The organism is Ruegeria sp. AI3 (genome assembly GCF_056541245.1).
Genome location: NZ_JBQFYA010000008.1, coordinates 169,162 through 194,503, shown reverse-complemented (window position 1 = coordinate 194,503; position 25,342 = coordinate 169,162). Strand labels below are relative to the sequence as shown.

Genomic DNA, 25,342 nt, shown 5'->3' with positions numbered 1-25,342 from the left:
GCCTAAAGCGCGGCTTTAAGTCCGTTGACCAGCTCATCCATTTCCGGATCCAGCTTCATTGAGGCTGCCTTGCGCCGGTGCCATTCCACCGCCCTCGCATGCAGATCGCCCAAAACCGGGTCCGATTTCAGTTCCTCCGCCAGCTTGTTGCTTTGGGGGGCGTAGCGCTCGATCGAGGTGTCTTTTTCGTCGTTGAGGTTGAACCTGTCCCAGTATTCCATACCCAGCACGTGGTGGCTGTGGTTCGCCCGCCCGCGCGCGCGTTTGATCAGAAAACTCTCCATCGAACGCAACGCGTAGTGGTTGACCTGTGCGTGGGTAAACAAAGGCGGGTTCTCGGTGCGGGCGCCATCAACGACGTAGTCCGCGCCGCCTGGCAGAACACGCTTCGTGTCCGAGATATGCTCATCCAGCGACACCGGAGCATGCAGGCCCATCCGCTTGAATTTATGCTGGTTGGTGTAAATGGATTTGACGAATTTGCCGGTATTGGGCCGCTCCTTCGCGTCCCATTCAAACTCACCCATGGTGAATTGCTGGGTAACGGGCGCATCGTCGAACCGTTCGATGTGGTCTGGGCCGAAGACCCGCCAAGGCACAGAGATCACATCCGCATCCGCACCGGATCCTTCGACCAGCGCACGGGCCGAGCCATCGCCCATATGGATATTCAGGTACTCATCTACATCGCAGACAAAGACCCATTTGGCGTCCATCACGATGTCGTAGCGGCGCGAGGCCTGCCGCAGGGCCGAACGGTGAATCCCGCCGCCGCGAATGATTGTGTTGTGCTGTGTGACCAGCCCCATCTCTTGCAGGCGCAGAAGGATTTCGACGGTGGGATCAGTGCAGTCATTTGTGCAGACCAGAATATGGTCAAAGCCCAGCGTTTTGTAATGCGCCACCCAATCAATGATGTAGGGGCCTTCGTTTTTCATCGTGGAGACGACTGTATAAGTCTCGTTGCTCATGACTGTCTGCTCGCTTGCCTGCCGTGGCGCCTGGGTCTTGTATATGCGGCGCGAAGCGGGGTGCAGCAAGGTCACGCCTGGCCAACTATTCGCGCCTGCTGCGTAATCTGGCGGTACCCAAGCGCGGCGCAAGACCTTAGGATCAAGAAAACGACGCGTGTGCCAAAATACACGCAGGCACAAGGATACGCGGATGGCACGCACGCGCGAGGTTGGCACGTTATGGATCGGTGGCCCGCTCAGTTGGCTTGAACAGCTGTGCCTGAAATCCTTTGTGGACAAGGGGCAGAAGATCACCCTGTTTTCCTACGAGGATATCCCCAACGTCCCTGATGGTGTGATCCGCCGCGACGGGCGCGAGATCATAGATACCGACGATTTCATCAAATACGAACAGAAGAACTCATTCGCGCTGTTCGCCGATTGGTTCCGGCTGCACATGATCCAGAAATGCCCCGGCATGATCTGGATCGACACGGATGTCTTTTGCCACCGCCCCATGACCTATGACTGCGACTATGTCTTTGGGTATGAGCTGCCGGACTCGCCTCGGATCAACAACGCGGTGCTGGGGATGCCTTCGGACAGTGAGCTGCTGCGCCAGATGCTGGACTTCACCGAGGATCGCTATTCAATCGCGCCGTTCCTGCCGAAGGCGAAACAGCGCGCCATGCAGCAGGCGGCGGAAAGCGGCAACCCGGTTCACATTTCGCAACAGCCATGGGGTGTCTGGGGGCCGATGATGGTAACCCATTTTGTTCACGCGTTGGGTTTGGAGCACCACGCCCTGCCGGTCAGCGCCTTCTACCCGGTCACCTTCCCCGAGCGCTACAAGTTCATGCGTCGTGTGGCGTTGGCCAAGCAGCTGATTACCGAAGACACCACGGCACTTCATCTGTGGGCTTCGAACAAGCGCCAGTTGGGCAATCATCACAACGGCCTGCCGCCTAAGGGCACCTACCTCGCCAAACTTGTGGCCGAGACGGGCATCAACCCCGTCCTCTCGCCGATCAAAGGGCGAGGGCATACGGTGTTTGACGGCGCGCTGATTGATGAGGTCGACCTGACCGAGGTCCGCTCGGTCGCGGATCTGACCGGCAAGGCGCGCAGCTTTGTTCTGGCGCTGCATCACAAGTTCGATTGCGACGTCAAGCTGGTCGACGTCAACCGTCGCGGTAAGTTCAAATCCGAAGAAGAGCCGTGGATTGCCGACTATGTCGCCTTTCTGACCGATCATGAGGTCGACCGGGACCGGATCGAAATCATCACCTCAGAGGACCGGCTTAAGCCGGTGGACGTGCTGTGCAATCTCCAAGGGTTTGGCGATCACTATAGGGTGCCGTTCCTTGAGAAGTTCCTGATCCGGATGCTGCATTCCAACACGCAGCTGTTCATGGATATCCGAAAAGGCTCGGGCGCGTTTCCCTTCCTCAAGGCCTTCGGGACCAATGAAAAGATCGCCACGCATGAGGTTGACGGGCACGAGGTCACCCGCGTGAAGGTCCTGCCTAAACCGCCCGAACCCACCGATGCCGCAAGCAGCTGGGCGCGGATCGCGACGGATCTTGCAGGCAAGGACGGCTGGTACAGGCCCGGCGAGAACGGGCACTCACTGCTTTATATGCCGCGGTCCAAGGACACTCTTGTGGTGACCTTCGACAATCTGGACGTGGCGATGAACAATCGCAAAGACCGTCGCCCCTGGGGATATTCCTTCATCAAAGAGCAGAACTGGTCGATGCTCTCGGCCATCGCGGGCGGGTGGACGTGGTATCGCGAACCCTGGGTTTATGACCAATTCGATGAGCTGAAGCAGAGCGGTTTCTTCGACCAGTTTCAGCGTGTTGTCTTTTATGGGGCCTCGATGGGCGGCTATGCGGCCTGCGCCTTTTCTCCGGCAGCGCCGGGCTGCGATGTGGTTGCCATCTCACCGCAAAGCACGGTCGACAAGTCCGTTGTCCCGTGGGAGACGCGCTATAAAACCGTTTGGGATCGGGACTTTACCGGCCCTTATGGCGATGCCGCGCAGGTCAGTCAGGCGGCGCGACGGGTGTCGATCCTCTATGATCCCTATGAGCCGCTGGATGCCGGTCACGCGGCGCGGTTCACGAACGCCAACGTCTCGCATCTGCGCGCGCCGCTGTTGGGGCATCGGTTGGGGTCCTCTCTGCTGCAAATGGGTATCCTGCACCCGATCATTCTGGGGGCGTTGAACGGAACCCTGACCGAGGCTGAGTTCTACACCCTTCTGCGCGCCCGCAGACAATTCCCGCGCTACCAGCGAGAGCTGTTCAATCGCGCGGTCAAGAAAGGGCACAAGGACCTCGCCCGCCGCCTTGGGGCGCATATCCTGAAACAAAACCCCAACCGGGCCGTGCGGCTGGGGTTGAAGGAACTGAGTTAGACGCGGCGATCAGGCGCGTTTTTCACCGATGGTCGCAACGCCCAGAATATCCAGAACCTTGGCTTCGATCTGTTCTGCGTTCATGCCCGCCACCGCGTACATATCTGCCGGGCTGGCCTGATCAATGAAGATGTCGGGCAAGACCATCGAGCGGTATTTGAACCCGCGATCAAATACGCCTTCGTCGGCCAGAAGCTGCGCAACGTGGCTGCCGAACCCGCCCACTGCGCCTTCTTCGATGGTGATCAGCGCCTCGTGGTTTTCGACCAGATCGAGGATCAGATCACGGTCCAGCGGCTTGGCAAAGCGCGCGTCCGCAATGGTCGGAGTGATTCCGCGAACAGACAAGGCCTCGGCTGCTTTCTGAACCTCGGCCAGACGGGTGCCGAACGACAGCAAAGCCACACGCGCGCCTTTTTGGATCAGGCGACCTTTGCCGATTTCCAGAACCTCGCCCCGTTCGGGCAGGTCGACGCCAACGCCCTCTCCCCGTGGATAGCGGAACGCAATCGGGCCGTCATCATGGGCTGCTGCGGTGGCCACCATATGCATCAGCTCGGCCTCATCTGCGGCGGCCATGACCACCATGCCGGGCAGATTGGCCAAATAGGCAATGTCGAAGGAGCCGGCATGGGTGGCCCCATCCGCGCCAACAAGCCCGGCCCGGTCGATGGCAAAGCGCACCGGCAGGCGCTGGATCGCCACGTCATGCACAACTTGATCATAGCCACGCTGCAGGAATGTCGAGTACATCGCGCAGAACGGCTTCATCCCGCCCGCAGCCAGCGCGGCACAGAAGGTCACGCCATGCTGCTCCGCAATCGCCACGTCAAAACAGCGAGAGGGGTAGCGTTCCGCAAACAGGCTCAACCCGGTGCCATCGGGCATGGCGGCAGTGACGGCGACGATCTTGTCATCCCGTGCGGCCTCTTCGACCAGCGTTTTGCCGAAGACCGAGGTATAGGACGGCGCGTTTGAGGGCGCTTTTTTCTGCTCACCTGTGACCACATCGAACTTGGCGGTTGCGTGGCCCTTGTCGCGGGCCTGCTCGGCCGGGGCGTAGCCTTTGCCCTTTTTGGTCAACACATGAATCAGGATCGGCCCAGTCGCCCGTGCCTTGACGGTGCGCAGAACCGGCAACAACTGGTCCATGTCATGCCCGTCAATCGGGCCGAGGTAAGAGAACCCCAACTCTTCGAACAAGGTCCCGCCAACGGCCATCCCTTTGAGCATCTCTTTGGCGCGCTTGGCCCCTTCGCGGAACGGCTCGGGCAGCAAAGAGACCGCGCCTTTGGCGGCGGCCTTCAGCTCGTGAAACGGTTCCTCGGCGTAGATGCGCGACAGGTAAGTCGACAGAGCGCCCACAGGCGGCGCGATGCTCATCTCATTGTCGTTCAGGATCACGATCAGGCGCTTTCGCAGGTGGCCTGCGTTGTTCATCGCCTCAAACGCCATGCCCGCAGACATCGAGCCATCGCCGATCACCGCAATCGCATCGCCCAGCCCCTCGGGCGTTACACCGCCCAGATCACGCGCGACGGCAAAGCCCAATGCGGCACTGATCGAGGTACTGGAATGCGCCGCGCCAAACGGGTCATAGGGGCTTTCACTGCGTTTGGTGAAGCCGCTGAGGCCACCCTTCATGCGCAAGGTACGGATACGATCGCGGCGTTCGGTCAGGATCTTGTGCGGATAGCACTGATGCCCCACATCCCAGATGATCTTGTCGCGTGGTGTGTCAAAGACTGCGTGCAGCGCCGTCGTCAGCTCAACCACACCAAGGCCTGCGCCCAGATGCCCGCCGGTGACCGACACGGCCGAGATCGTCTCGGCCCGCAATTCCTGCGCCACCTGATGCAGTTGCGCATCCGAGAACTGCTTCAGATCCGCAGGGCGGTTCACAAGGTCCAGCAGTGGCGTATTCGGACGGTCAGACATTTGGCGCGTTCCTGGCTTAGCTGTCCCGGGCAATAACGAAGCGAGCAGCGTCCTTCAAGGTTTCAGCCTTGGCCCCGTACCCATCCAGCGCGGCGCAGGCTTCGCCCACCAGCTCTGCTGCACGGGCCTTGGCTGCATCCATTCCCAGAAGCGAAACAAAGGTTGCCTTGCCCGCATCTGCATCTTTTTGCAGCCGTTTTCCGGCCTTTTCGGCATCGCCCTCGATATCCAAGATGTCATCGGCGATTTGAAAAGCAAGCCCAAGGGCTTGGGCATATTGGCGCAACGGGGTCGGATTAGCCTGCGCCAACCGAGCGCCCGCACAGGCGGACCATTCGATCAACGCCCCCGTCTTGCCTGCTTGCAGCCGCGTGATGTCGTCCAGCGACAGAGGGGCAGAGGCCGTTTCAGCCGCAATATCCAGTGCCTGACCCAGAATCATGCCCTGCGCCCCACTTGCCTTGGCCAGAGTCATCGCCAGTTCGGCGCGAATCTCGGGCTTGCCGACGTCAGCCCGCGTGCAAAGCTCAAAGGCCAGGGTCTGCAAGGCATCCCCGGCCAGAACAGCAGTGCCTTCGTCCCACTTCACGTGAACCGTCGGGCGCCCGCGCCGCAGGTCATCGTCATCCATACAGGGCAGGTCATCATGGACGAGGGAATAAGCGTGCAACGCCTCAATCGCGGTCGCGGGCCAGATCGCCTGCGTGGCACTAACGCCATGCAAGCGCGCGCTTTCCAGAACCAGAAACCCCCGCAGACGCTTTCCGCCTTCGGTGGCGTAGGCCATGGCCCGCGTCACATCAAGATCGTCAAGTTCCCCCAGAACCAGATCAAAATGGCTCTGAACCCGCGCCGCATCCTGCGCCAGCCTGTCGCGAAACATTTACTGACCTTCGACTGGAGTCGTCCCGGTTGGCTGCCCGTTGGCGTCCAGCGTAATCGCGGCGACTTTTTCCTCAGCGCGCTTTAACTCATCTTCGCAGCGCTTTTTCAAAGCCGCGCCGCGTTCATAGAGCGCAATCGACTGATCCAGCGCCACGTCACCGCGTTCCAATTGGCCGACTACGGCCTCAAGCTCTTTCATCGCCTGTTCAAACGTCATCTGCTCAACGGGGGTATCGGTCATCGTGCTGCCTTCATCAGTTCTTCCACATGGGCGCGTGTCGCCTCGGCCAATGCGTTCAGATCATACCCGCCTTCGAGAGTCGAGACGATACGGCCCTCACAAACCTCGTCGGCGATCTTGCACAGCTCAGACGTGATCCAGGCGAAGTCGCCCGTGGACCAGTTGAGATTGGCCAGTGGATCGTCCTGATGGGCATCAAACCCGGCCGAGATAATGATCAGTTCGGGCTTGAAGGCTCTCAGGCGCGGGAAGGCCTGCGACTCATAGGCTGCGCGCATCTCAGCCCCACCGCTTGCAGGTGGCAGGGGTATGTTCAGAACCGTGTCGTAAGCCCCGGTTTCATCGGGTCGACCGGAGCCTGGCCATAAGGGCATCTGCTGGCTGGTGATCACAAGCGCGCGTTTCTCGTCCCATAACAGGTCTTGCGTGCCATTGCCGTGGTGTACATCGAAATCCACCACCGCAACACGGGCCAGCCCGTGATGATCCAGCGCATGTTTCGCACCCAAAGCTGCATTGCCGAACAGGCAAAATCCCATCGCCTTGTCGGTTTCTGCGTGATGACCCGGCGGGCGAATGGCGCAGAATGCGTTCGGGACTTCGCCGGACAGCACCAGATCCACCGCCCGAACAACGGCCCCAGCGCCCCGATACGCGGCATCGACCGAGCCTGGAGACATAAACGTATCGCCATCAATCTGCGCAAACCCTTCGGCAGGCCGCGTGGCCCGAATATCGCGGATATAGTCCTCAGGGTGAACCCGCAGCAAATCGTCATCCGCCACCATCGGAGCGGTCCTGCAGTCCAGGTCCAATGCCTCCAGCGCATGTAGTATATGCTCTAGCCGCGCCACCCGCTCAGGATGGCCATCGGGGGTGACATGGCCCAGACAATCTGCATGGGTCAACAAGGCCGTCTTCATCGGGATCCCCTCTTCATCTGGCTAAAAATATCCTCGCCGAAGGCACAAAATCGCCGCGCAGCGGCCCGGTCAATCCGGTGCCAACATATACCCTGCTCCGCGCACGGTTTGCAGGTATCGTGGCTGCTTGGGGTCCTGTTCGATCTTGCGGCGCAACCGCGTGATCTGCACGTCGACGGCCCGCTCCTGCGCCTGCCCCTTGTCGCGTCCCAGATCCTCAACCAGTTTTGCCCGGCTGATCGGCTCCCCCGGTTTGGCCGAGAAGATCTTCATCAACTGGCTTTCGGTTGCGGTCAGACGCACCGGGTCCTCCCCCTGCCACATCTCACCACGCTCGATATCATAGCGGATCGGGCCAAGGGTCAGGATTTTCGCTGCCGCATCCTGAGCAGGAGCTTCGGGCATCCGCCGCAGAATGGCGTTGATGCGAAGCAACAGCTCTTTCGGCTCAAACGGTTTGGCCAGATAGTCATCGGCCCCGGCCTCAAGCCCAGCGATCCGATGCTCGGTCTCGCCGCGCGCCGTCAGGAGAAGGATCGGAGTGCTGTGGGTCTCGCGCAGCGCTTTGGTCAGGCTCACGCCATCCTCGCCGGGCATCATCACATCCAGAACGATCATGTCGAAGTCCAGCCCGGACAGTACACGCCGCGCATGCGCCGCGTCCCGCGCCGCGGTCACCAGAAACCCGTTCCGCATCAGAAACTTCTTCAGCAGGTCGCGAATGCGTTCGTCATCATCGACGATCAGCAGGTGGGCATCCATATCGCTCATGAGGTCGTATCCCGCAACTTCTTGTAAGCATGACGCATATCAGCATCCATCATTGCTTCAAGTACTTTGCGAAAACCAGCCACGGCCTCGGGCCCCGCATCCTTGTAAGCGGCCCGCATCCGCGCGCGCTGGGCGTCTGACAATGTCGCCTCAAGCGCGCGGCCTTTTTCCGTCAGAAACAGATGCCGCTCGCGCTTGTCGACGGTCCCAACCCGGCTTTCGACCATGCCGTCCTCGATCAGGGTCCGCAGCACCCGGTTCAGGGATTGTTTCGTCACACCCAGAATGGCCAGCAGGTTGTTGACCGTCGTGCCGGGGGCGCGGTTGATGAAGTGGATCGCCCGGTGATGCGCCCGCCCATAAGACATGTCCGACAGGATTCGATCCGGATCTGCCGTGAACCCCCGATAAGCAAAAAACATCGCCTCAATCCCCTGCCGCAACTGCTCATCAGTCAGGAATAACAGGCTTTCACCCCCATAAATCGGGGCGGGGCGGATTTCGGACATATCATGCCTCATGCGTTACTCGACCTGCAGTTTAAGTCAGCCTTATTGACATTCCAAGGGCAGACAGGTATCGAATCGCAGTTTTTGCGCAAGATTGTGTCCGCTCCGGTCCTAACTAGCGCAACATTCGCAAATTCAACCCGGTTCAGGAGGTTTCGCATGGCGGGGTATGATGATCGTGATGGTACCATCTGGTTGGATGGCAAGCTGGTCCCATGGCGCGAGGCAAATGTCCACATCCTGACACATGCGATGCACTATGCCTCGTCCGTGTTCGAAGGCGAGCGCGCGTACAACGGCAAGATCTTCAAAAGCCGGGAACATTCCGAACGTCTGATCGCCTCGGCCGAGGCACTGGACATGCCGATGCCCTACGATGTGGATCAGATCGAGGCCGCCAAGGAAGAGGCCCTGAAAGCCAGCGGCCTGAAGGACGCCTATGTCCGCGCGCTGGTCTGGCGTGGTTCGGGCGAGGATATGGGCGTGGCATCGGCCAAGAACCCCGTGCGGATGGCTGTCGCCGTCTGGCCGTGGGGGGCCTACTACGGCGACGCCAAGATGCAAGGTGCCAAGCTGGACATCGCCGAATGGAAACGCCCCAGCCCTGAGACAATTCCGGTTCACGCCAAGGCGGCGGGCCTCTACATGATCTGCACCATCTCCAAGCACAAGGCCGAGGCTAAGGGCTGCTCGGATGCGCTGTTCATGGATTGGCGCGGCTATGTGGCCGAGGCCACCGGGGCCAACGTCTTCTTCGTCAAGGATGGTGAGGTCCACACTCCGCTGGCGGATTGCTTCCTGAACGGTATCACCCGTCAGACCGTCATCCAGATGCTGAAAGACAAGGGCATCACAGTGCATGAACGCCGCATCAAGCCCGAGGAAATGGCTGATTTCGAACAATGCTGGCTGACCGGAACGGCGGCCGAGGTTACTCCGGTCGGGCAGATTGGCGACTACACCTTTGAAGTGGGCGACCTGACCCGCGAAATCGCAGAAGACTACGAGAAACTCGTCCGCTCCTGATAAGAACTGAAACCCCTGCTTCGGCGGGGGTTTTTGTTGCAGATCGTGCAGAGTGTCTTGCAGATCGTTCAACAGCATGGACCTTGACGTGCTGCGCTGTATCTTTGTCCTATGTTGGACCTACTCAGCGATATCCTCACCCGCCTATCCCTGCGCGGCACGTTCTATTTCCGAACCTCCTTCACCCCGCCTTTCGGGATTCAAGTGCCCGGCTTTGAAAACGTGGCCCGGTTTCATTTCGTCCAGCGCGGAGAGCTAAAGGTCCACATCCCGGCAACTGGCGAGACCGTGCGTCTGAAACAGGGTGACCTGATCGTAATCCCGCATGGCGCGCAACATGCGCTGTTGTGCAACGAGGTCAGGCCGTTTGACGCTCTGCCGTTAGAGCAAGTCCTCGACATCGCGGGCTATACCGGTGACGGCGTTCTAGTCTATGGCGGCGGGGACGAAGAACGCGATACCCAACTGATCTGCGGACATTTTTCGTTCACAGGACCGGCTGGCCGGAATGGCACTGGTCATATGCTGATCGACCGGCTGCCGCCCTACATACTGATCCAGAACTATGGAGAAGAGGCGGGATCGTGGATCGAGGCCACCCTGCGCATGATCGGCTCAGAAGTGTCCGGCGCGCGGATTGGCGGCGACCTGATTGCCCTGAAACTGTCCGAAGTGCTGTTTGCGCAGGCGATCCGGGCCTATTTGGAACATCAAAGCCCCGACGATGACGCCCTGGCCGGATTTGCAGACCCGCGGATCTCGCGCGCTTTGACCGCGTTCCACCAAGCCCCCGCGCAAGAGTGGAGCGTGGCCAGCCTTGCCAATGAGGCCGCGATGTCGCGCACGGCCTTCGCTCAGCTCTTTGCCGAGAAGATGGGAACCACCCCGATGCAATATCTGACGGACTGGAGGATGCAGATCGCCTGCCACGGTCTGACCGAGGGGCGTTGGAACGTGGCCGACGCCGCAGCCGAGGCCGGATATGCGTCTGAGGCGGCGTTTTCGCGGGTGTTCAAGAAACAGGTCGGAGTGTCCCCCGCCGCTTATCGCGAGATGCACTGATCCACCGACACTTCTGAACGATCTGCAATGTTTTGCAAACGATCTGGGCTGCTACGTTCCCAATGCAGGTCCTATTCTTGATCTGTCTCTGATTGAGGAAAGGAAATCCAGATGTCCCTCCGTTTTGTCACCCGCAATATTCACGCCTATCTCGACTATCCTGTTGCCGTTGCGCTGATGGTGCTGCCCTTTGTGCTTGGACTGGGCCAATCCAATCCGCTGGCGCTGTGGCTGTCCGTTGTCACCGGCGTTGCTGCTTTCGTCCTGACGGTACTCACCGATCATCACCTGGGGATTTGGCGGGTGCTGCATTACAAACTGCATCTGGCCGTGGATCTGGCCGTTGGCGTGACCTTCCTGTTGGTCCCCAGCCTGCTTGGCTTTTCGGGAATCGACGCGCTGTTCTACTGGCTGAACGGGGCCGCTGTTGTCGCTGTGATCTCGCTCAGCGCGCCGGAACAGACCGCAGCGGCCTGATTCCAGTCTATCCCTCACTGCTCAAAGCCGCGCCATCTTGCGCGGCTTTTCCCTTTTTAGGGTCTGTTTTTCCGGGCAAAGCAGACTCGCTGTCTTGCCCGGTCGTTTTCCCTTGCAAAAACCGACAAAAACAGTCAGAAAAAATCAACGCCAGATGAACCGATCAAGCACATGGTTCCGGGGCGGTCTGTGGGCTCAGCAAGTTCAGTCGTGATGGCCTGCCACCGTTCCGGGAACGACCGAGGGCACCGATGCGTACCAGATTTGAAGAGCTGCTATCCGACCCGTTTTGCGCGTCCTGCGATTGCGACTCGCTGGCCTCGGATGTCGAGGCCTATCTGGATCGCAAAACCTGCGACGCAGAAAAATGCCGAGAGCTGAACCAACAGCCCTCGGACGATGTTGTCAATGAACCACCCAAAAGGACGCGCGATCAGTAGTCCACGCCGCGCTGGGCTTTGATCCCGGCTTGGAACGGGTGCTTTTCTTCGGTCATCTCGGTGACCAGATCGGCATAGTCCCGCAGCTCTTGCGGGGCATCGCGGCCCGTCAGGAATATGCTGGTCTTGTCCGAGCGCCCGTTCAGTCCCTCAATCACACGTTCAACCGACAGGTATTCGTAGCGCAACGCGATGTTGATCTCGTCCAGAACGACCAGATCGTAGTCCCCGCTGGCCATCAGGTCGCAGGCCTTGTCGAACGCGGCGGTTGCGGCGGCGATGTCGCGCTCACGATCCTGAGTGTCCCAGGTGAAGCCTTCGCCCATTGTGTGCCATGTCACGAGATCGCGTTCTTCGAAAAAGCGCCGCTCGCCGGTTTTCCATTTTCCCTTGATGAACTGAACAACGGCAACCTTTTGGCCCCAACCAAGCGCACGGATCACCACACCAAAAGCGGCCGAGGATTTACCCTTGCCCTTGCCGGTATTGATCAGCACCAGGCCGCGGTCAGGGTCGACCGCTTCGGACACTTTCTTGCGGTGCTTGGCCTGCACTTCTTGCATCTTTTCCTTGTGGTCTTGTGCGTCACTCATGCGGAGCCCTCATTGATTGTTGCGCTCAAACTAAGCGAAGTTGGCGAAAGGTAAAGTCACGGTTTGTGGTCGGTCAGAGACCGCGCCTTGCCGCGCTCCAACCCCAGCTGATGTTCGCGCCAAACCACGACCACATTGCCCGCGATCACCAGTGCCGCACCCAGCAAGATCGCCAGCGTCGGCAGCTCATCGAACCAGAAATAGCTGATTGCAATGGCGAACAGCATGGTGGTGTAGTCATAAGGCGCCAGCATCGATGCCTGACCAAACCGATAGGACGAGGTCACAAGGATCTGCGCAACCCCACCGATAAGACCCACAACGACCAATAACAGAGCCTGATCCAGTGTCGGCATGGTCCAACCCCAAAACACGGTCAGCGATGAAAGCAGCGTTGCCGTGATAGAGAAATAGAACACGATGGCGGCGGGGTGGTCGACCTTGACCAATTGCCGGATATGGATTTGCACAAAAGCCCGCGCGATGGTTGCAGCCAGAACGCAAAGGGCGCCAATCGTTGCCGCCACCTCCATCTCGGTGCTGCCGAGCCGAGGCCAAAGCATGATCAGAACCCCAACCAGCCCAAGCATCACCGCACCGATGCGGATCATGCGAATGCGCTCACCCAACAGCAGGGCGGCCAGGACGAGGGTGAAAATCGGGGTCGCGTAGCCAATGGCGGTGACCTCGGGCAAAGGCAGCAGGCTGAGGCCGGTAAAGGTCAAACCCATTGCGCTGGTGCCCAGAACGCCACGCCAGAAATGGCCCATGGGTTTCTTGACGACAAAGCCCTGTGACAACTCCCCGCGCCAGATCAGCCAGGCAATGATGACGGGAATCGCCAGGAGCGACCGGAAAAAGACCAACTCACCCGGCGGGAAGTCCTCGGACAACGCTTTGACCAAGGCCGACATCAAGGTGAACAGCATCAAGGCGGTCAACTTCAAGCCCACAGCAAGAGCGGGGCGGTGCGATGTCAAGGATTGTGCCATTGGCCGGGAACCTGCGCTTTTGGCGCGGAAAGATCAACGACGGGATTGTACCAATCAGGGGGTTTCCCATGGCGCGGGCAAGGGGTGGCCGATTTCATCCGCGAAGGCCCTGAGGAATTCGAGCATCTGTGCCCGGCGTTTTAGTGCCAGAGCATGGCCCGCCTCGGTCAGCATATCGTCGGGCAGGCTCAGCAGCTTTACTTTCCAGTGGTCGATCGAGAAATTCAGGTCGTCCAGATCGCGCGCCTTGGCAAATGGATCCTCGGGGTCGTAGAGATCCCGGCCCAACGCACCCGCGACCGCAAAAGTGCGCGCAATACCGATGGCCCCCAGTGCATCAAGCCGGTCCGCATCTCGCAGGATGCGGGCTTCGGATGTGCGGGGCGGGATGTTGGCCGAGAAGCTGTGGGCCTCGATCGCGTGTTGGGTGGCTTGGATCTGCGCGTCAGAAAAGCTCAATTCTCGCAGAATAGGCTCTGATTCCTGCGCGGATTGGCGTGAGGCCAAGTGGCGGTTCGGGTCGTTCTTTGGCAGGTTGATCAGATCATGCAGGTAACTGGCGGCCAGCAGTACTGCCATGTCCGCCTTATCGTCTGCAATCGCTTGCGCGTTTCGCCAGACACGGTCCAGATGGGCCAGATCATGGGCAGGATCGGTTTGCATACGCTGCGCGACGATGCCGCGCAGACGCGTGCGCAGATCAGCCGATATATCCACGGTTCTCGCCAATCTGGCCACGATGCAGCAGCAGGTGGTCCAGGATCACACAGGCCATCATCGCCTCGCCGACCGGAACCGCGCGGATGCCGACACAGGGGTCGTGGCGGCCTTTGGTGATGATCTCGGTTTCCTCACCAGATTTGGTGATCGTCTTGCGCGTGGTCAGAATTGAAGAGGTCGGTTTGACCGCAAAGCGCACCACAATGTCCTGTCCGGTCGAGATGCCACCCAGAATGCCGCCCGCATGGTTCGAGCTGTACTGAGGGCCGTTCTGGCCCATGAAGATCTCATCCGCGTTGGCCTCACCGGTCAGTTCGGCGGCGGCCATGCCTTCGCCGATCTCGACGCCTTTGACGGCGTTGATCGACATCATCGCGGCGGCGAGATCAGTATCTAACTTGGCGTAAATCGGTGCGCCAAGCCCGGCGGGGACGCCGCGCGCGACGACTTCGACGATCGCACCGACCGAGTTTCCGGACTTGCGCAGGTCATCCAGATAGGCGGCCCAATCCTCGGCGGCCTGGGCGTCAGGCGTCCAGAAGGGGTTCTGTTCGATCTGCGACCAGTCAAAATTGGCGTGGTCGAATTTGTGCGGGCCGATCTGGGTCATGTAGCCGGTGATCTGCACATTGGGCGCGATCTGTTTGATTGCTTCGCGCGCCAGCCCTCCGGCCGCGACGCGCGACGCGGTTTCACGGGCCGAGCTGCGCCCTCCGCCGCGATAGTCGCGGATGCCGTATTTCTGCCAGTAGGTGATATCGGCATGTCCCGGGCGGAACTTTTCCATGATATCACCGTAGTCTTTCGAGCGCTGGTCGGTGTTTTCGATCATCAGCTGAACGGGCGTGCCGGTGGTCTGGCCTTCGAACACGCCGGACAGGATTTTGACCTGATCAGGTTCGCGCCGCTGGGTGGTGAACTTGTTCTGCCCCGGTTTGCGCTTGTCCAGCCAGTGCTGGATCATCGCCTCGTCGATTTGCACGCCGGGGGGGCAGCCGTCGACCGTCGCGCCCAAAGCGGGCCCGTGGCTTTCGCCCCAGGTGGTGACGCGGAAGAGGTGTCCAAAGCTGTTCATCGACATGGGGCGGGCTCCTTTACGGGGTTGTGATTAGCGGGGAGAGCCTTTGGCCTCAAGTGGATTTGCGTTTGAAATGGGGAGAGGGGGCTCTGCCCCCGCCGCGCAAGCGCGCCTCCCCCGAGGTATTTTCAAACAGAAGAAGGATCAGGCTGCCTTGATCGCCTGGCGGGTTTTCGTGATGTTGAGGGCGGCGTTGGCGGCCTCACGCCCTTTTTGCACGAAGTGGTCGCGGTAGATGGCGTTGTGGTGGTCGGTTTCCTGATATTGGTGTGGAGTGAGCGAGACCGACAGGACCGGGACGCCTGTGTCGAGGCTTGCGCGCATCAGGCCATCAACCACGGCCTGGGCCACGAAATCGTGACGGTAGATGCCTCCATCAACCACGAAGGCAGCGCAGGCGACGGCTGCGTATTGACCGGTTTGGGCCAAATCACGCGCGATCAGGGGCATTTCAAACGCGCCGGGGACGTCGAGCACGTCAACCTGATCGGCTGGGATGAGCTCCAGAAACCCCTCAAGCGCGCGATCGACGATATCGGAATGCCAGTTGGCTTTGATAAAAGCATAGCGGGTGTGTGTCATCATGATCTCCTTAGCAAAACAGACACTTCACCCAAGGCGATCACGAGCAGACACGCCGAATCATCGACGCGTCTGGCACGTTCTCTTTCATCCGGACTTTAACCGTCGGCTCTGGCATCTCACCAGATCTGCTGACACCTTTCCGTAAACACGGTGAGGCCGCTCGCGGGCTTACGGATCATCGCCCGCATACCGCCGGTGGGGAATTTCACCCCGCCCTGAGAACGAGGCGGACCTTGCATAGATTGGGCCTCCTCTGCAAGAGATTTGGCAGGAGGAGTCTCATGCACCCGAATCCCGCCTTTCGCGCTGAGGAGATCAGCCGACATATCGCCTTTGCCTGCGACCGCGGTTTTGGCGTTTTGGCCGTGTCGACGGATGCTGCGCCAATGATCAGCCACGTGCCGTTTCTGCTGTCCGAAGATGGCTCGTTAGCTGAGCTACATCTTGTCCGGTCGAATCCGATTGTTCGGTTGCTGAAGGCACCGCAGGCGGCGCGGATCGCGGTTTCTGGTCCGGACAGCTATGTCTCGCCCGATTGGTATGAGGTGAGCGATCAGGTGCCGACATGGAACTATGTCGCCGTTCATCTGATCGGCGTTCTGGAATTGCGCCCGGCGGATGAGATGCGAGACCTGTTGGACCGACAGTCGGCGTTTTTCGAAGAAAGGCTGCGCCCGAAGCTGCCGTGGCACAGCAGCAAGATGGACGACGACGCGCTGGAGCGGATGATGCGGATGATTCTGCCCTGCCGGATGCGGGTTGAGGATATTCAGGGCACGTGGAAGCTGAACCAGAACAAACCTGACGACGTTCGGATGCGGGCGGCGGAGCAGGTCGGGAGTTTTGGAATCGGCTCGGAGGTGCAGGCCCTACAGGCGTTGATGCGCGCTGTGGAGCCCTCAGGCAAATGACGGCTTTTGTTTTCTGCACCCTGCTGTAAGGTCGGCCCAAACAAAGGAGTGCGCGCATGAAACTCTATCACAGTCTGACTTCGCCCTATGTCCGTAAGGTCATGGTTTTGTTGCATGAAACAGAGCAGCTAGAGGATGTTGAGTTGGAAACGGTGGCGGGTACGCCAGTGGCTCCAGCCGCGCCCTTGATCGGCAAGGCCCCTTTGACCAAGGTTCCCGCGCTGGAGCGGCCTGACGGCCCGACCCTGTTCGACAGTCGCGTGATCTGCGCCTTTCTGGATGACCGCGCCGGGGGGCGGTTTTATCCCGAGGGTGCGCGGCGCTGGGATGTTCTGACGCTTGAGGCGCTGGCAGATGGCATTTTGGATGCGGCGCTGCTGATGACCTATGAAAGCCGACTGCGTCCCGAAGACAAACAATGGGATGAATGGGTCGACTCGCAATGGGTCAAGGTCGAACGCGCTTGTGCCGTCCTGAATCAGCGTTGGATGGCGCATCTGTCGGGTCCGCTGGACATGGGACTGGTGGCCGTGGGCTGTGCGCTGGGTTATCTGGATCTGCGCCACGACGCGCGGGGCTGGCGCAAGGGCAATGATGCCCTCGCAACCTGGTTTACCGAGTTTGACGCGCGTCCGAGCATGGTCGCCACGCGCCCTGTTACGTAAACCTTACTGGCTGAATGTCGCCAGATAGGCGGCGATGTCGTCCGCGCCTTTCTTGAGCTTCACGCTCATATTCGGACGGGCGGTATCGTCCTGAAGAAACTCCTTGATAAACCCGATCGGGTCCTCGGAGTATGCGGCGATGTTTTCCTCGGTCCATACCAGACCTGCGTCACCAGCGCGGATCATGTCGTCGGTGAACATGCCGATGGGTAGGCGTTCGCTGCCATAGCGATAGTCGTTCTCGGATCCGGCGGTGCGGCCCACAACCCCGTATAGGTTGGGGCCTGTGATGCCGCCTTTGACCAGAACCTCGCCATCCTTGATGATCGCGTGGCAGGCCGAGCAGCGGTTGTAGAGTTTTTCGCCTTTGGCGGGGTCTCCGGCCGCGGTGGCTTGGGTCGAAATAGAAATCGTTAACAGAACGGCGGCCAAGTGGGTCTTTGACATGGGGGTCTCCTGATCGGCGTTCGCGCGAAACCGGGCATCAGGTATTCGCGCAATAAGTGCAACAGGAAACAGGCCCGTTCGGCGCGCGAAAAATCGTCTATTTCAGGCATATGATTTGTTGGTCAACAAACCCGGTTTCGTATGTCGGATTTTTCAGGTTTTCGCGCCAATGCGACCCGCTTGTGTTGTCGGCCCAGGTTCGCTGGTCCCGGTCAGATTGGGGTCACAGGGCGCGAATCAAGCGGGGCTGATTCGACGCTTCGTTGAAACATGAGGGCGAGAAACATCAAAAAGACTGCCCCGCGCGATGATAAATTACGCAGATGCGGCGTATTGCGCATTCAACACCGCTGGACGAATACTATTCTGCTCGGTAGAGAATTCCGCTAAGACCCGGCATCCGTGCCGGGTTCCAGCTATTGGCCCGTTCGCACGGGCGCTAGACAATCGGAGAAAACCTCGTGTCCCACGTAGAAGACCACGAAGGCACCCGCAGAGATTTCCTGTACTACGTCGCGGGCGGCGCAGGGGTCGTAGCGACCGGTGCTGCGGTATGGCCTATGATCAATCAGATGAACCCGTCGGCGGATGTGCAGGCTCTGTCCTCGATCCGTACGGATGTAAGCGGGGTTGAGCCGGGTACACAGCTGACGGTCAAGTGGCTGGGTAAACCGGTCTTCATCCGTCACCGCACCGGCGCTGAAATCGCCGAAGCGCAGCAGCAGGACGAAGAAGCGGTAGGTAACCTGCCAGACCCGCTGGCCCGGAACTTCAACATCAACGCAGATGCACCCGCGACCGACGCCAACCGCGTCATGCCATCGCCCGAAGGCGAGGCAGAGGGCGCGTGGATCGTTCAGATGGGCGTTTGTACCCACCTGGGCTGCGTGCCTCTGGGTGATGCAGGCGACTTTGGCGGCTGGTTCTGCCCCTGCCACGGCTCGCACTACGATCTGGCAGGCCGGATCCGTAAAGGCCCCGCGCCTGAGAACCTGCCGATCCCACCGGTCGAGTGGGTCGACGCTTCAACCATTAAACTCGGCTAAGGGAGACCCAACTAATGTCCGGCATTCCCCACGATCACTACGAGCCGAAGTCAAACGGCGAAAAGTGGCTGCACAGCCGCCTTCCCATTGTCGGCCTGATGTACGACACCCTGATGATCCCCACGCCCAAGAACCTGAACTGGATGTGGATCTGGGGCATCGTTCTGGCCTTCTGCCTGGTGCTGCAAATCGTCACCGGCATCATGCTGGTTATGCACTACACGCCGCATGTCGATCTGGCCTTTGCCAGCGTCGAACACATCATGCGTAACGTGAATGGCGGTTACTTCATCCGCTACCTGCACATGAACGGCGCATCGCTGTTCTTTGTCGCGGTCTACATTCACATGTTCCGTGGTCTCTACTACGGCTCATACAAGGCCCCGCGTGAGATCACGTGGATCATCGGTATGCTGATCTACCTGATGATGATGGGCACCGCCTTCATGGGCTACGTTCTGCCCTGGGGCCAGATGTCCTTCTGGGGTGCGACCGTGATCACCGGCCTGTTTGGCGCGATCCCGTTTGTGGGTGATGCGTTGCAGACATGGCTGCTGGGTGGACCCGCAGTGGATAACGCCACGCTGAACCGCTTCTTCTCGCTGCACTATCTGCTGCCGTTCATCATTGCGGCGCTGGTTATTGTGCATATCTGGGCCTTCCACACCACCGGCAACAACAACCCTACGGGTGTTGAAGTGCGTCGCGGCTCAAAGGCCGAGGCTGAGAAAGACACGCTGCCCTTCTGGCCGTATTTCGTGATCAAGGATCTGTTCGCTCTGGCGGTCATCCTGGTCGTGTTCTGGGCCATCGTTGGCTTCATGCCGAACTATCTGGGTCACCCCGATAACTATATCGAAGCCAACCCGCTTGTGACGCCTGCACATATCGTGCCCGAATGGTACTTCTTGCCGTTCTATGCGATCCTGCGCGCCTTCACCGGCGAGGTCTGGGTTGTTCAGTTCGCCAGCTTCATCACCGGCGGCATCATTGATGCGAAATTCTTCGGTGTTCTGGCGATGTTCGGTGCGATCCTAGCCATGGCACTGGCGCCTTGGCTGGACACCTCGACTGTGCGTTCGGGTCGGTATCGTCCGATGTTCAAATGGTGGTTCTACCTGCTGATCATCGACTTCTTTGCCCTGATGTGGCTGGGTGCGATGCCTGCGGAAGAGCCCTATGCGACATTCTCGCTGATCGCCTCTGCGTACTGGTTTGCGTACTTCCTCGTAATCCTGCCGCTGCTTGGCGTGATCGAGAAACCTCTGGCTCCGCCTGAGACCATCGAAGAAGACTTCAACGCGCATTATGGCAAGGCTGACGCCGACGCCACGCCGGCCGAGTAAGAAGAGGGACCGGAAACATGTTCAAGAAACTTGCAATCGGCGCTGCGTTTGCCCTGGCCCTTACCCCTGCCGCTTCTTTTGCGGCAGGTGACTATGACACTCACATCGAGGATTTCGACTTCTCGTTTGAGGGTCCGTTTGGAACCTGGGACCAGAACCAGCTGCAACGCGGTCTTCAGGTCTATACCGAAGTCTGCGCGGCCTGCCACGGCCTGCAATACGTTCCTCTGCGCGATCTGGAAGCGCTAGGTTACAGTGAAGAGCAGGTGATCACTTACGCGGCGGACAATTTCGAGGTTTTCGACCCCGAGTTGGACGATTTCCGTCCGGCAATCCCGACCGACCACTTCCCAGCGAATAACGGTGTTGGCGCGCCGGACCTGAGCCTGATGGCAAAAGCCCGCGCGGGCTTCCACGGTCCTTATGGTCTGGGCATCAACCAACTGGTCAAAGGCATGGGCGGCGCGGAATACATCGCCTCTCTGCTGGACGGCTACACAGGTGAAGAGAAGGAAGAGGCAGGTACCATCCTTTACGAAAACAAGGCCTTCCCCGGAGGCTGGATTTCGATGGGCCCGCCACTGTCCGAAGATCAGGTTGAATTCGCCGATGGCCACGCGGCCACTGTCGAAGCTATGTCCGAAGACGTTGCAGCCTTCCTGATGTGGGCCGCGGAGCCCAAGCTGACGGACCGAAAGAACGCCGGTTTTGTCGGCGTGATCTTCCTGACCGTTCTGTCGGTGCTGCTGTATCTGGTCAACAAGCGCCTGTGGGCACCGCATAAAGGCAAGCTGCGCGAGCAGTAAAGCTTTTGAGCTTTTGAAATTGAAGACCCCCGCGCCTTTAAGGTCGCGGGGGTTTTTCTTTTTGATGGGGCAAAGGGGCCAGCCCATCTTGGCCTGCGGCCAATTCACCCCGAGGTATTTTTGGCCAGATGAAGAGCGGATCAGGCTTGTAGCTGGGTCGCAGTTTGTCCGGTGATCATCGCGGTGACGATTTGACCTTCTGGATGGGGGGTGTCGAAACTGACTTCAGTGAATTGTTCGGTGCGGCCCATATGCGGGTTTTCCATGAGGATGTGATGGGTTTGACCGATCTGTGCTGAGAGGTGCTTGGCGACCTGCGCCTCTCCGACTGTGCGCAGGCGGGCGGCGCGGTCCTTGATGATCTTGCCGTTGACCTGCTGTGGGATTCGCGCCGCTGGCGTGCCTTCGCGCTTGGAGTAGGGGAAGACATGCAGCCAGGTCAGGTTGCAGTCCGTGACCAGTTTGAGGGAGTTTTCGAAATGCGCCTCGGTTTCCGTTGGGAAGCCAGCGATGATATCGGCACCAAAGGTCATGTCGGGCCGCAGGCTGCGCGCCTCTTCGGTGAAACGGATGGCGTCATCGCGCAAGTGGCGGCGTTTCATTCGTTTCAGGATCAGGTCGTCGCCATGCTGCAGGGACAGGTGCAGGTGCGGCATCAGGCGCGGCTCGGTCGCGATGGCCTGCATCAGGTTTTCGTCCACCTCGATCGAGTCGATCGAACTGATGCGCAGGCGCGGCAGATCCGGCACGAGCTTCAGAATTCGCATGACCAGATCGCCCAGTTTGGGCTGCGCGGGCAGATCCGCGCCCCATGAGGTCAGATCAACGCCGGTCAGGACGACCTCGTTATAGCCTTTGTCGACCAGCCGCTTGATCTGATCCACGACCACACCGGCGGGTACGCTGCGTGAGTTCCCGCGGCCATAGGGGATGATGCAGAAGGTACAGCGATGATCACAGCCATTTTGGACCTGCACATAGGCGCGTGAGCGGGTGCCGAAGCCGTCGATCAGGTGACCTGCCGTTTCGGTAACCGACATGATGTCATCGACCTGAACGGTTTCGGTCTCGCCGATGAAGTCAGCCGCCATGCCTTTCCAGGTGTCGGGCTGCATCTTCTCAGTATTGCCGATCACGGCATCAACTTCCTCCATCGCCGAGAAGGTCTGCGGTTCCGTCTGCGCGGCGCATCCGGTCACGATCAGGCGCGCGTTGGGGTTTTCGCGGCGCAGCTTGCGAATCTCTTGCCGGGCCTTGCGAACCGCCTCGGCCGTCACGGCGCAGGTGTTCACGATCACCGCATCTTGCAGACCCGCTTGCTGAGACAGCTCTTTCATCGCCTCAGTCTCATAGGCGTTCAGGCGACAGCCCAGAGTGGTGAATTTCGGGGCGCTCATCCCAGTGACCTCAGGAATTCCGGGGTCAGAGTGCCCGAGAACACATGGCAGGTCGGTCCGGTCATCCAGACGCCATCATCGCGCCAATCGATCCAGATAGTGCCGCCGTCCAGCTCGATCTGAACCTTGCGCCCCGTCAGGCCGCGCCGGGCCGCGGCGACGGCTGTAGCGCAGGACGAGGACCCTGAGGCCAGCGTGATGCCCACCCCACGCTCCCAGACGCGCATACGGATGTGGTCCGGCCCGATCACCTGCGCCACCTGCACATTGGTGCGTTCAGGGTAAAGGGGGTGGTGTTCGTGCCGCGAGCCGAACTCGGCCAGGGGAATCGCTTCGGCGTCGTCCACGAAAAACGTGCAATGGGGGTTGCCCATGCCTGTTGCCGAGGGCGCGCCCTCGATCGGCAGTTCCAGCGTGTCCATCTCTTCTGCAAGCGGTATGTCCTGCCAGTCTAGCTGGGGCTGCCCCATATTGACCGAGGTCAGGCCGTTGCCTGCATCCTGCGCGTACAAGGTGCCGCGTTCGGTCGTCAGGGTCAGGTCTGTTTTGTCGCTCTCTTCCATCAGGAAACGGGCGATACACCGTGTGGCGTTCCCACAAGCGGCCGAAGTCGACCCGTCCGCGTTGTAGAACACGAGATGCGCGTCGGCCGCTCCTTTTTCGATCACTGCCAGCTGATCGAATCCCACACCAAACTGCCGGTGCCCGATTCCCTTTGCCAATGCAGCGCTGATCGGTGTCGCCTGCGCGCGCGCGTCGACAATAACGAAGTCATTGCCCAGCCCGTGCATCTTCATGAAGGGCAAACCGTTATAGAGTCTCTGTTGCATGGCGGGCATATAACGTTGGTCTTGCGATGAATCCACCCTGCGGTGACGATTCCTGAAAAAAGGGCTTGACCCCCCTGCGCCACCTGCCTAATTAGGCCGCCTATCGGGTCGCCGTAAACACTGATTACTCTGGCGAAACGAAGTGCAAAATAAGGTCTTGAACCCGGTCGGGAAAATGCCTTAAAGAGCGCCACGGATCGCAAAGATCCAGACAAAAGAGTGGGCCGTTAGCTCAGTTGGTAGAGCAACTGACTTTTAATCAGTGGGTCGCAGGTTCGAATCCTGCACGGCTCACCACTTTTCATAAATTTGCCTTTCCTTGTAGGGGCTTGAGATGAAGCTTGGCGAACCATCACGTGCGGTTCGCCAGTTTTTGTTCATTCTTTGTGCTTGCTGACATCTTTTCGAATGCCGAATCTGCAAGGGTTTTGCGCGATGCTGCGACGGTATATCGTTGTGCAAGCGCCAGGGTCTTATGACCAGTCACGGCCATGATTTGGTGAGCGGTTGCCCCCGCTTCGGCGAGTCTGCGAGCGCACGCCTTGCGTAGGCCGTGGGCTGTGCATTCAGGCAAACCAGCCTCATCGCACCAGCTGCGCATCATGTTGCCGAGACTGTTCTCGCTACGTACGTTTCCTGCCCCTGTTGCGAGGAAAGGTCTATCTTTTGGCAAGCGGTCTAAAACAGCCTTAAGCTCAGGATGAACAGGGATGTCGATGAGGACTCCGCTTTTCTTTTTTGTCTTTTGCCGTCGGTACTGCAAACGTCCATTGCGAATGTTGAGCGGACCAAGCTTAACTGCGTCGACCCGAGCAGCTCCCGTGAACAGCATCAGTGTGACTGTAGTATGCGCAAGCGTGTCTTGGGGGTGTTTTTCAAGGAATTTTTCGATTTCCTCTTCCTCCCAAGTATGAAACCCTACCGATTCAACTGAATATGGTTTTGTTGCTTTTGCCGGATTGTCGTCGCGCCATTCCAGCTTAATTGAGTGATCCAACAATTGGATCAGGCGCTTACGAAGATTATTCGCCGCATTTGGTGTTTCAGCCTTATCGGCCAAAATTTCCTCCACATGTCGGCGCCTCATCTGATGTACGGGCTTCCTTCCATGCCGCAAGCGCAGTGGCTCTACGATTCCTCGATAGACGCGTTTAGTGCTGTCCTCGAGCGCCATGAAGTCAGGACTGCGATACCATGAGTCAATAAGAGCTGAAATAGAGCCCTGCGTTGTCTTTGGTGCCCGCGAATGTGCTGGTTCTTTTTGGTTTTCGAGCGCGGCTTCATACCTTTTGATGAACTCATCACTGCCGTAACTTGTTCCTAGCTCAGCTGAGAAACCTCCCTGACGAAAGCGCCAACGACGGTTTCCGTGGCGATCTTTGTAATATGTCGCCCCCGGGAACTGTTTTCTTGTTTTTGTTACGCGTCCCACTGGTTTGCCTCCTCTTCGATTGCCAATTCTGTTGGGGTGATCGTCAGTCTTTGCGGCTCGACAACGATTGTCGGTGTTGGCAGCCCTACGTCGCGAAATGATTTTAGAATCTTTGTCACGTCGCTTTGTTTGAAGATCGATTTTGAACGGCTCATTTTGCCCTCCACGATTCCTGGAAAACGAAAAACTTGCGCCACTCTGAAGCAGCTAAAGTTCAGCGTATTTTGGGGAATGAATAGAGGGATCTCATTGGGGTGCGCCTTGGGGATGTTGACTTCGTTGGCAGGAAATTATAGAACGTGTGCGCGATAGTCAATCAAAATCCCACTCAAGGCGCTGAAAAAATTGTTTTTTCTCTTTTTCCCAAAATTCCTTGGCAAACTACCTGACGAAGTGTCAGGCTTTTTAAGCAAAGAGAGCCTAACGTGGGACGAATTTGAAACTTTTCTCTCCGAATGCCGCCGTGAAAGACCAGACCTTACCGTTGGAACTTTGAGGACCTTTATCTTTATTGCTAGGCGCGCGGCTGCCCAAACAGATCAAGAGCCAACAATAAAGGACGTAGCTGAAGCGCTCGACATCGGTCATGGAACGGCGAGGCGTCATTGCGAAATACTTGGGGATGGACCATCTGGAAGACCCGGGCTTGGCTGGATTGTGAAGGAGCCGGGAAGCGATGCGCGCGAAAAACACCTTGGGCTAACATTTGCCGGAGTAGAATTCTTGGTTTCGGTAACCAAGGAAATGTCGCTCGCCAAACAAAAGCAGCCGAAGGCGCATACCGAGAATTAAGAACTTAGCTTAGATCATTGGCCGACGCGTTCTTATTGGACTCAGCCTGTATTCA

Annotated in this window: 28 protein-coding genes, 1 tRNA gene and 1 riboswitch; of the genes, 12 read left to right on the top strand and 17 right to left on the bottom strand. The window is 58.9% G+C overall.

Going from position 1 to position 25,342, the window contains the following annotated elements:
- Positions 1–2 precede the first annotated feature (2 nt).
- Positions 3–971 (bottom strand): glycosyltransferase family 2 protein, encoded by a 969-nt coding sequence (locus ACRZ95_RS13835; protein ID WP_170679631.1) that lies wholly within the window; start codon positions 969–971, stop codon positions 3–5.
- Positions 972–1,164: 193 nt separating this feature from the next.
- Here ACRZ95_RS13835 and ACRZ95_RS13830 point away from each other — a divergent pair, with 193 nt between their 5' ends.
- Positions 1,165–3,375: a hypothetical protein gene (locus ACRZ95_RS13830; protein WP_170679629.1), complete on the top strand. Its 2,211-nt coding sequence runs from the start codon at positions 1,165–1,167 to the stop codon at positions 3,373–3,375.
- A gap of 9 nt (positions 3,376–3,384) precedes the next feature.
- Here the strand turns inward: ACRZ95_RS13830 and dxs are convergent, their stop codons facing one another.
- The 6 genes from dxs to ACRZ95_RS13800 all read right to left on the bottom strand — a co-directional run bounded on the left by dxs (position 3,385) and on the right by ACRZ95_RS13800 (position 8,642).
- The gene (dxs, locus tag ACRZ95_RS13825; RefSeq protein ID WP_170679627.1) at positions 3,385–5,313 is read right to left on the bottom strand and encodes a 1-deoxy-D-xylulose-5-phosphate synthase; all 1,929 of its coding nucleotides are present in this window, start codon (positions 5,311–5,313) and stop codon (positions 3,385–3,387) included.
- Between the two features lie 16 nt (positions 5,314–5,329).
- Positions 5,330–6,196 carry a polyprenyl synthetase family protein gene (locus tag ACRZ95_RS13820; protein ID WP_170679625.1) on the bottom strand — a complete coding sequence of 289 codons (867 nt, stop codon included), beginning with the start codon at positions 6,194–6,196 and terminating at the stop codon, positions 5,330–5,332.
- On the bottom strand, positions 6,197–6,439 hold the full coding sequence (locus ACRZ95_RS13815) for an exodeoxyribonuclease VII small subunit (protein ID WP_120634800.1): 243 nt from the start codon (positions 6,437–6,439) through the stop codon (positions 6,197–6,199).
- Positions 6,436–7,362 (bottom strand): histone deacetylase family protein, encoded by a 927-nt coding sequence (locus ACRZ95_RS13810; protein ID WP_170679623.1) that lies wholly within the window; start codon positions 7,360–7,362, stop codon positions 6,436–6,438. The genes ACRZ95_RS13815 and ACRZ95_RS13810 overlap by 4 nt, the downstream gene beginning before the upstream one ends.
- A 69-nt stretch (positions 7,363–7,431) precedes the next feature.
- Positions 7,432–8,133: a response regulator gene (locus ACRZ95_RS13805; RefSeq protein ID WP_170379735.1), complete on the bottom strand. Its 702-nt coding sequence runs from the start codon at positions 8,131–8,133 to the stop codon at positions 7,432–7,434.
- Positions 8,130–8,642 carry a MarR family transcriptional regulator gene (locus tag ACRZ95_RS13800; RefSeq protein WP_170459388.1) on the bottom strand — a complete coding sequence of 171 codons (513 nt, stop codon included), beginning with the start codon at positions 8,640–8,642 and terminating at the stop codon, positions 8,130–8,132. The genes ACRZ95_RS13805 and ACRZ95_RS13800 overlap by 4 nt, the downstream gene beginning before the upstream one ends.
- 159 nt (positions 8,643–8,801) lie before the next feature.
- Here ACRZ95_RS13800 and ACRZ95_RS13795 point away from each other — a divergent pair, with 159 nt between their 5' ends.
- From ACRZ95_RS13795 to ACRZ95_RS13780, 4 genes are all read left to right on the top strand, one after another.
- Positions 8,802–9,668 carry a branched-chain amino acid aminotransferase gene (locus tag ACRZ95_RS13795; protein ID WP_170679620.1) on the top strand — a complete coding sequence of 289 codons (867 nt, stop codon included), beginning with the start codon at positions 8,802–8,804 and terminating at the stop codon, positions 9,666–9,668.
- Positions 9,669–9,779: 111 nt separating this feature from the next.
- Entirely contained in the window at positions 9,780–10,730 is a 951-nt protein-coding gene (locus ACRZ95_RS13790; protein WP_170494359.1) for an AraC family transcriptional regulator, read from the top strand.
- Positions 10,731–10,841: 111 nt separating this feature from the next.
- A complete protein-coding gene (locus tag ACRZ95_RS13785) occupies positions 10,842–11,207 on the top strand; it encodes a hypothetical protein (protein ID WP_170679618.1) in 366 nt (121 codons plus the stop codon).
- 251 nt (positions 11,208–11,458) lie between these two features.
- The gene (locus ACRZ95_RS13780) at positions 11,459–11,647 is read left to right on the top strand and encodes a hypothetical protein (RefSeq protein ID WP_170679616.1); all 189 of its coding nucleotides are present in this window, start codon (positions 11,459–11,461) and stop codon (positions 11,645–11,647) included.
- Here ACRZ95_RS13780 and cobO read toward each other — a convergent pair.
- From cobO to ACRZ95_RS13755, 5 genes are all read right to left on the bottom strand, one after another.
- Positions 11,641–12,240 (bottom strand): cob(I)yrinic acid a,c-diamide adenosyltransferase, encoded by a 600-nt coding sequence (cobO, locus tag ACRZ95_RS13775; RefSeq protein WP_170679614.1) that lies wholly within the window; start codon positions 12,238–12,240, stop codon positions 11,641–11,643. The genes ACRZ95_RS13780 and cobO overlap by 7 nt on opposite strands.
- A gap of 56 nt (positions 12,241–12,296) precedes the next feature.
- Positions 12,297–13,232 carry a DMT family transporter gene (locus tag ACRZ95_RS13770; RefSeq protein ID WP_170640659.1) on the bottom strand — a complete coding sequence of 312 codons (936 nt, stop codon included), beginning with the start codon at positions 13,230–13,232 and terminating at the stop codon, positions 12,297–12,299.
- Between the two features lie 54 nt (positions 13,233–13,286).
- Positions 13,287–13,949 (bottom strand): HD domain-containing protein, encoded by a 663-nt coding sequence (locus ACRZ95_RS13765; RefSeq protein ID WP_170679612.1) that lies wholly within the window; start codon positions 13,947–13,949, stop codon positions 13,287–13,289.
- The gene (gene aroC, locus ACRZ95_RS13760) at positions 13,933–15,033 is read right to left on the bottom strand and encodes a chorismate synthase (RefSeq protein ID WP_170679610.1); all 1,101 of its coding nucleotides are present in this window, start codon (positions 15,031–15,033) and stop codon (positions 13,933–13,935) included. Before aroC ends, ACRZ95_RS13765 begins: the two co-directional genes overlap by 17 nt.
- Before the next feature lie 141 nt (positions 15,034–15,174).
- The gene (locus tag ACRZ95_RS13755; RefSeq protein ID WP_170679608.1) at positions 15,175–15,612 is read right to left on the bottom strand and encodes a 6,7-dimethyl-8-ribityllumazine synthase; all 438 of its coding nucleotides are present in this window, start codon (positions 15,610–15,612) and stop codon (positions 15,175–15,177) included.
- A gap of 75 nt (positions 15,613–15,687) precedes the next feature.
- Positions 15,688–15,842: riboswitch (FMN riboswitch) on the bottom strand.
- 54 nt (positions 15,843–15,896) lie between these two features.
- Between ACRZ95_RS13755 and ACRZ95_RS13750 the strand changes: the two genes are divergently transcribed.
- Entirely contained in the window at positions 15,897–16,526 is a 630-nt protein-coding gene (locus tag ACRZ95_RS13750; RefSeq protein WP_170679606.1) for an FMN-binding negative transcriptional regulator, read from the top strand.
- 56 nt (positions 16,527–16,582) lie between these two features.
- Positions 16,583–17,191: a glutathione S-transferase gene (locus tag ACRZ95_RS13745; RefSeq protein WP_170679605.1), complete on the top strand. Its 609-nt coding sequence runs from the start codon at positions 16,583–16,585 to the stop codon at positions 17,189–17,191.
- Between the two features lie 3 nt (positions 17,192–17,194).
- On the opposite strand, the gene ACRZ95_RS13740 is transcribed toward ACRZ95_RS13745, so the two are convergent.
- Positions 17,195–17,638: a cytochrome c family protein gene (locus ACRZ95_RS13740; RefSeq protein ID WP_170679603.1), complete on the bottom strand. Its 444-nt coding sequence runs from the start codon at positions 17,636–17,638 to the stop codon at positions 17,195–17,197.
- Positions 17,639–18,099: 461 nt separating this feature from the next.
- On the opposite strand from ACRZ95_RS13740, the gene petA reads away from it, so the two are divergent.
- Genes petA through ACRZ95_RS13725 form a run of 3 tightly spaced genes read left to right on the top strand, consistent with a single transcriptional unit; the run spans position 18,100 to position 20,836 of the window.
- Positions 18,100–18,684: a ubiquinol-cytochrome c reductase iron-sulfur subunit gene (gene petA / locus ACRZ95_RS13735; RefSeq protein ID WP_170379708.1), complete on the top strand. Its 585-nt coding sequence runs from the start codon at positions 18,100–18,102 to the stop codon at positions 18,682–18,684.
- 14 nt (positions 18,685–18,698) lie between these two features.
- A complete protein-coding gene (gene petB / locus ACRZ95_RS13730; RefSeq protein ID WP_170379706.1) occupies positions 18,699–20,030 on the top strand; it encodes a cytochrome b in 1,332 nt (443 codons plus the stop codon).
- Between the two features lie 17 nt (positions 20,031–20,047).
- Positions 20,048–20,836 (top strand): cytochrome c1, encoded by a 789-nt coding sequence (locus ACRZ95_RS13725; RefSeq protein ID WP_170644066.1) that lies wholly within the window; start codon positions 20,048–20,050, stop codon positions 20,834–20,836.
- Positions 20,837–20,976: 140 nt separating this feature from the next.
- On the opposite strand, the gene mtaB is transcribed toward ACRZ95_RS13725, so the two are convergent.
- Both mtaB and dapF read right to left on the bottom strand, forming a co-directional pair.
- A complete protein-coding gene (mtaB, locus tag ACRZ95_RS13720; protein WP_170679601.1) occupies positions 20,977–22,233 on the bottom strand; it encodes a tRNA (N(6)-L-threonylcarbamoyladenosine(37)-C(2))-methylthiotransferase MtaB in 1,257 nt (418 codons plus the stop codon).
- The gene (gene dapF, locus ACRZ95_RS13715) at positions 22,230–23,072 is read right to left on the bottom strand and encodes a diaminopimelate epimerase (RefSeq protein ID WP_170679599.1); all 843 of its coding nucleotides are present in this window, start codon (positions 23,070–23,072) and stop codon (positions 22,230–22,232) included. The genes mtaB and dapF overlap by 4 nt, the downstream gene beginning before the upstream one ends.
- Before the next feature lie 212 nt (positions 23,073–23,284).
- Here dapF and ACRZ95_RS13710 point away from each other — a divergent pair.
- Positions 23,285–23,360: transfer RNA gene (locus ACRZ95_RS13710), tRNA-Lys, on the top strand.
- Between the two features lie 55 nt (positions 23,361–23,415).
- On the opposite strand, the gene ACRZ95_RS13705 is transcribed toward ACRZ95_RS13710, so the two are convergent.
- Both ACRZ95_RS13705 and ACRZ95_RS13700 read right to left on the bottom strand, forming a co-directional pair.
- Positions 23,416–24,495: a tyrosine-type recombinase/integrase gene (locus ACRZ95_RS13705; RefSeq protein WP_170679597.1), complete on the bottom strand. Its 1,080-nt coding sequence runs from the start codon at positions 24,493–24,495 to the stop codon at positions 23,416–23,418.
- Complete coding sequence (locus ACRZ95_RS13700) at positions 24,483–24,650, bottom strand: hypothetical protein (protein WP_170679595.1); 168 nt, start codon at positions 24,648–24,650, stop codon at positions 24,483–24,485. Before ACRZ95_RS13700 ends, ACRZ95_RS13705 begins: the two co-directional genes overlap by 13 nt.
- Before the next feature lie 190 nt (positions 24,651–24,840).
- Between ACRZ95_RS13700 and ACRZ95_RS13695 the strand changes: the two genes are divergently transcribed.
- Positions 24,841–25,287, top strand: coding sequence for a hypothetical protein (locus ACRZ95_RS13695; RefSeq protein WP_170679593.1), 447 nt, complete (start codon positions 24,841–24,843; stop codon positions 25,285–25,287).
- Positions 25,288–25,342 lie beyond the last annotated feature (55 nt).

Bases quoted from the DNA above. Each gene is read 5' to 3' on its own strand.
- ACRZ95_RS13795 (WP_170679620.1), top strand. From the start codon at position 8,802: ATGGCGGGGTATGATGATCGTGATGGTACCATCTGGTTGGATGGCAAG.
- cobO (WP_170679614.1), bottom strand. From the start codon at position 12,240: ATGAGTGACGCACAAGACCACAAGGAAAAGATGCAAGAAGTGCAGGCC.
- ACRZ95_RS13835 (WP_170679631.1), bottom strand. From the start codon at position 971: ATGAGCAACGAGACTTATACAGTCGTCTCCACGATGAAAAACGAAGGC.
- ACRZ95_RS13780 (WP_170679616.1), top strand. From the start codon at position 11,459: ATGCGTACCAGATTTGAAGAGCTGCTATCCGACCCGTTTTGCGCGTCC.
- ACRZ95_RS13810 (WP_170679623.1), bottom strand. From the start codon at position 7,362: ATGAAGACGGCCTTGTTGACCCATGCAGATTGTCTGGGCCATGTCACC.
- ACRZ95_RS13830 (WP_170679629.1), top strand. From the start codon at position 1,165: ATGGCACGCACGCGCGAGGTTGGCACGTTATGGATCGGTGGCCCGCTC.
- mtaB (WP_170679601.1), bottom strand. From the start codon at position 22,233: ATGAGCGCCCCGAAATTCACCACTCTGGGCTGTCGCCTGAACGCCTAT.
- ACRZ95_RS13820 (WP_170679625.1), bottom strand. From the start codon at position 6,196: ATGTTTCGCGACAGGCTGGCGCAGGATGCGGCGCGGGTTCAGAGCCAT.
- petB (WP_170379706.1), top strand. From the start codon at position 18,699: ATGTCCGGCATTCCCCACGATCACTACGAGCCGAAGTCAAACGGCGAA.
- dxs (WP_170679627.1), bottom strand. From the start codon at position 5,313: ATGTCTGACCGTCCGAATACGCCACTGCTGGACCTTGTGAACCGCCCT.
- ACRZ95_RS13755 (WP_170679608.1), bottom strand. From the start codon at position 15,612: ATGACACACACCCGCTATGCTTTTATCAAAGCCAACTGGCATTCCGAT.
- ACRZ95_RS13790 (WP_170494359.1), top strand. From the start codon at position 9,780: ATGTTGGACCTACTCAGCGATATCCTCACCCGCCTATCCCTGCGCGGC.
- ACRZ95_RS13745 (WP_170679605.1), top strand. From the start codon at position 16,583: ATGAAACTCTATCACAGTCTGACTTCGCCCTATGTCCGTAAGGTCATG.
- ACRZ95_RS13800 (WP_170459388.1), bottom strand. From the start codon at position 8,642: ATGTCCGAAATCCGCCCCGCCCCGATTTATGGGGGTGAAAGCCTGTTA.
- ACRZ95_RS13740 (WP_170679603.1), bottom strand. From the start codon at position 17,638: ATGTCAAAGACCCACTTGGCCGCCGTTCTGTTAACGATTTCTATTTCG.
- ACRZ95_RS13785 (WP_170679618.1), top strand. From the start codon at position 10,842: ATGTCCCTCCGTTTTGTCACCCGCAATATTCACGCCTATCTCGACTAT.
- ACRZ95_RS13700 (WP_170679595.1), bottom strand. From the start codon at position 24,650: ATGAGCCGTTCAAAATCGATCTTCAAACAAAGCGACGTGACAAAGATT.
- dapF (WP_170679599.1), bottom strand. From the start codon at position 23,072: ATGCCCGCCATGCAACAGAGACTCTATAACGGTTTGCCCTTCATGAAG.
- ACRZ95_RS13815 (WP_120634800.1), bottom strand. From the start codon at position 6,439: ATGACCGATACCCCCGTTGAGCAGATGACGTTTGAACAGGCGATGAAA.
- ACRZ95_RS13750 (WP_170679606.1), top strand. From the start codon at position 15,897: ATGCACCCGAATCCCGCCTTTCGCGCTGAGGAGATCAGCCGACATATC.
- ACRZ95_RS13805 (WP_170379735.1), bottom strand. From the start codon at position 8,133: ATGAGCGATATGGATGCCCACCTGCTGATCGTCGATGATGACGAACGC.
- aroC (WP_170679610.1), bottom strand. From the start codon at position 15,033: ATGTCGATGAACAGCTTTGGACACCTCTTCCGCGTCACCACCTGGGGC.
- ACRZ95_RS13725 (WP_170644066.1), top strand. From the start codon at position 20,048: ATGTTCAAGAAACTTGCAATCGGCGCTGCGTTTGCCCTGGCCCTTACC.
- ACRZ95_RS13770 (WP_170640659.1), bottom strand. From the start codon at position 13,232: ATGGCACAATCCTTGACATCGCACCGCCCCGCTCTTGCTGTGGGCTTG.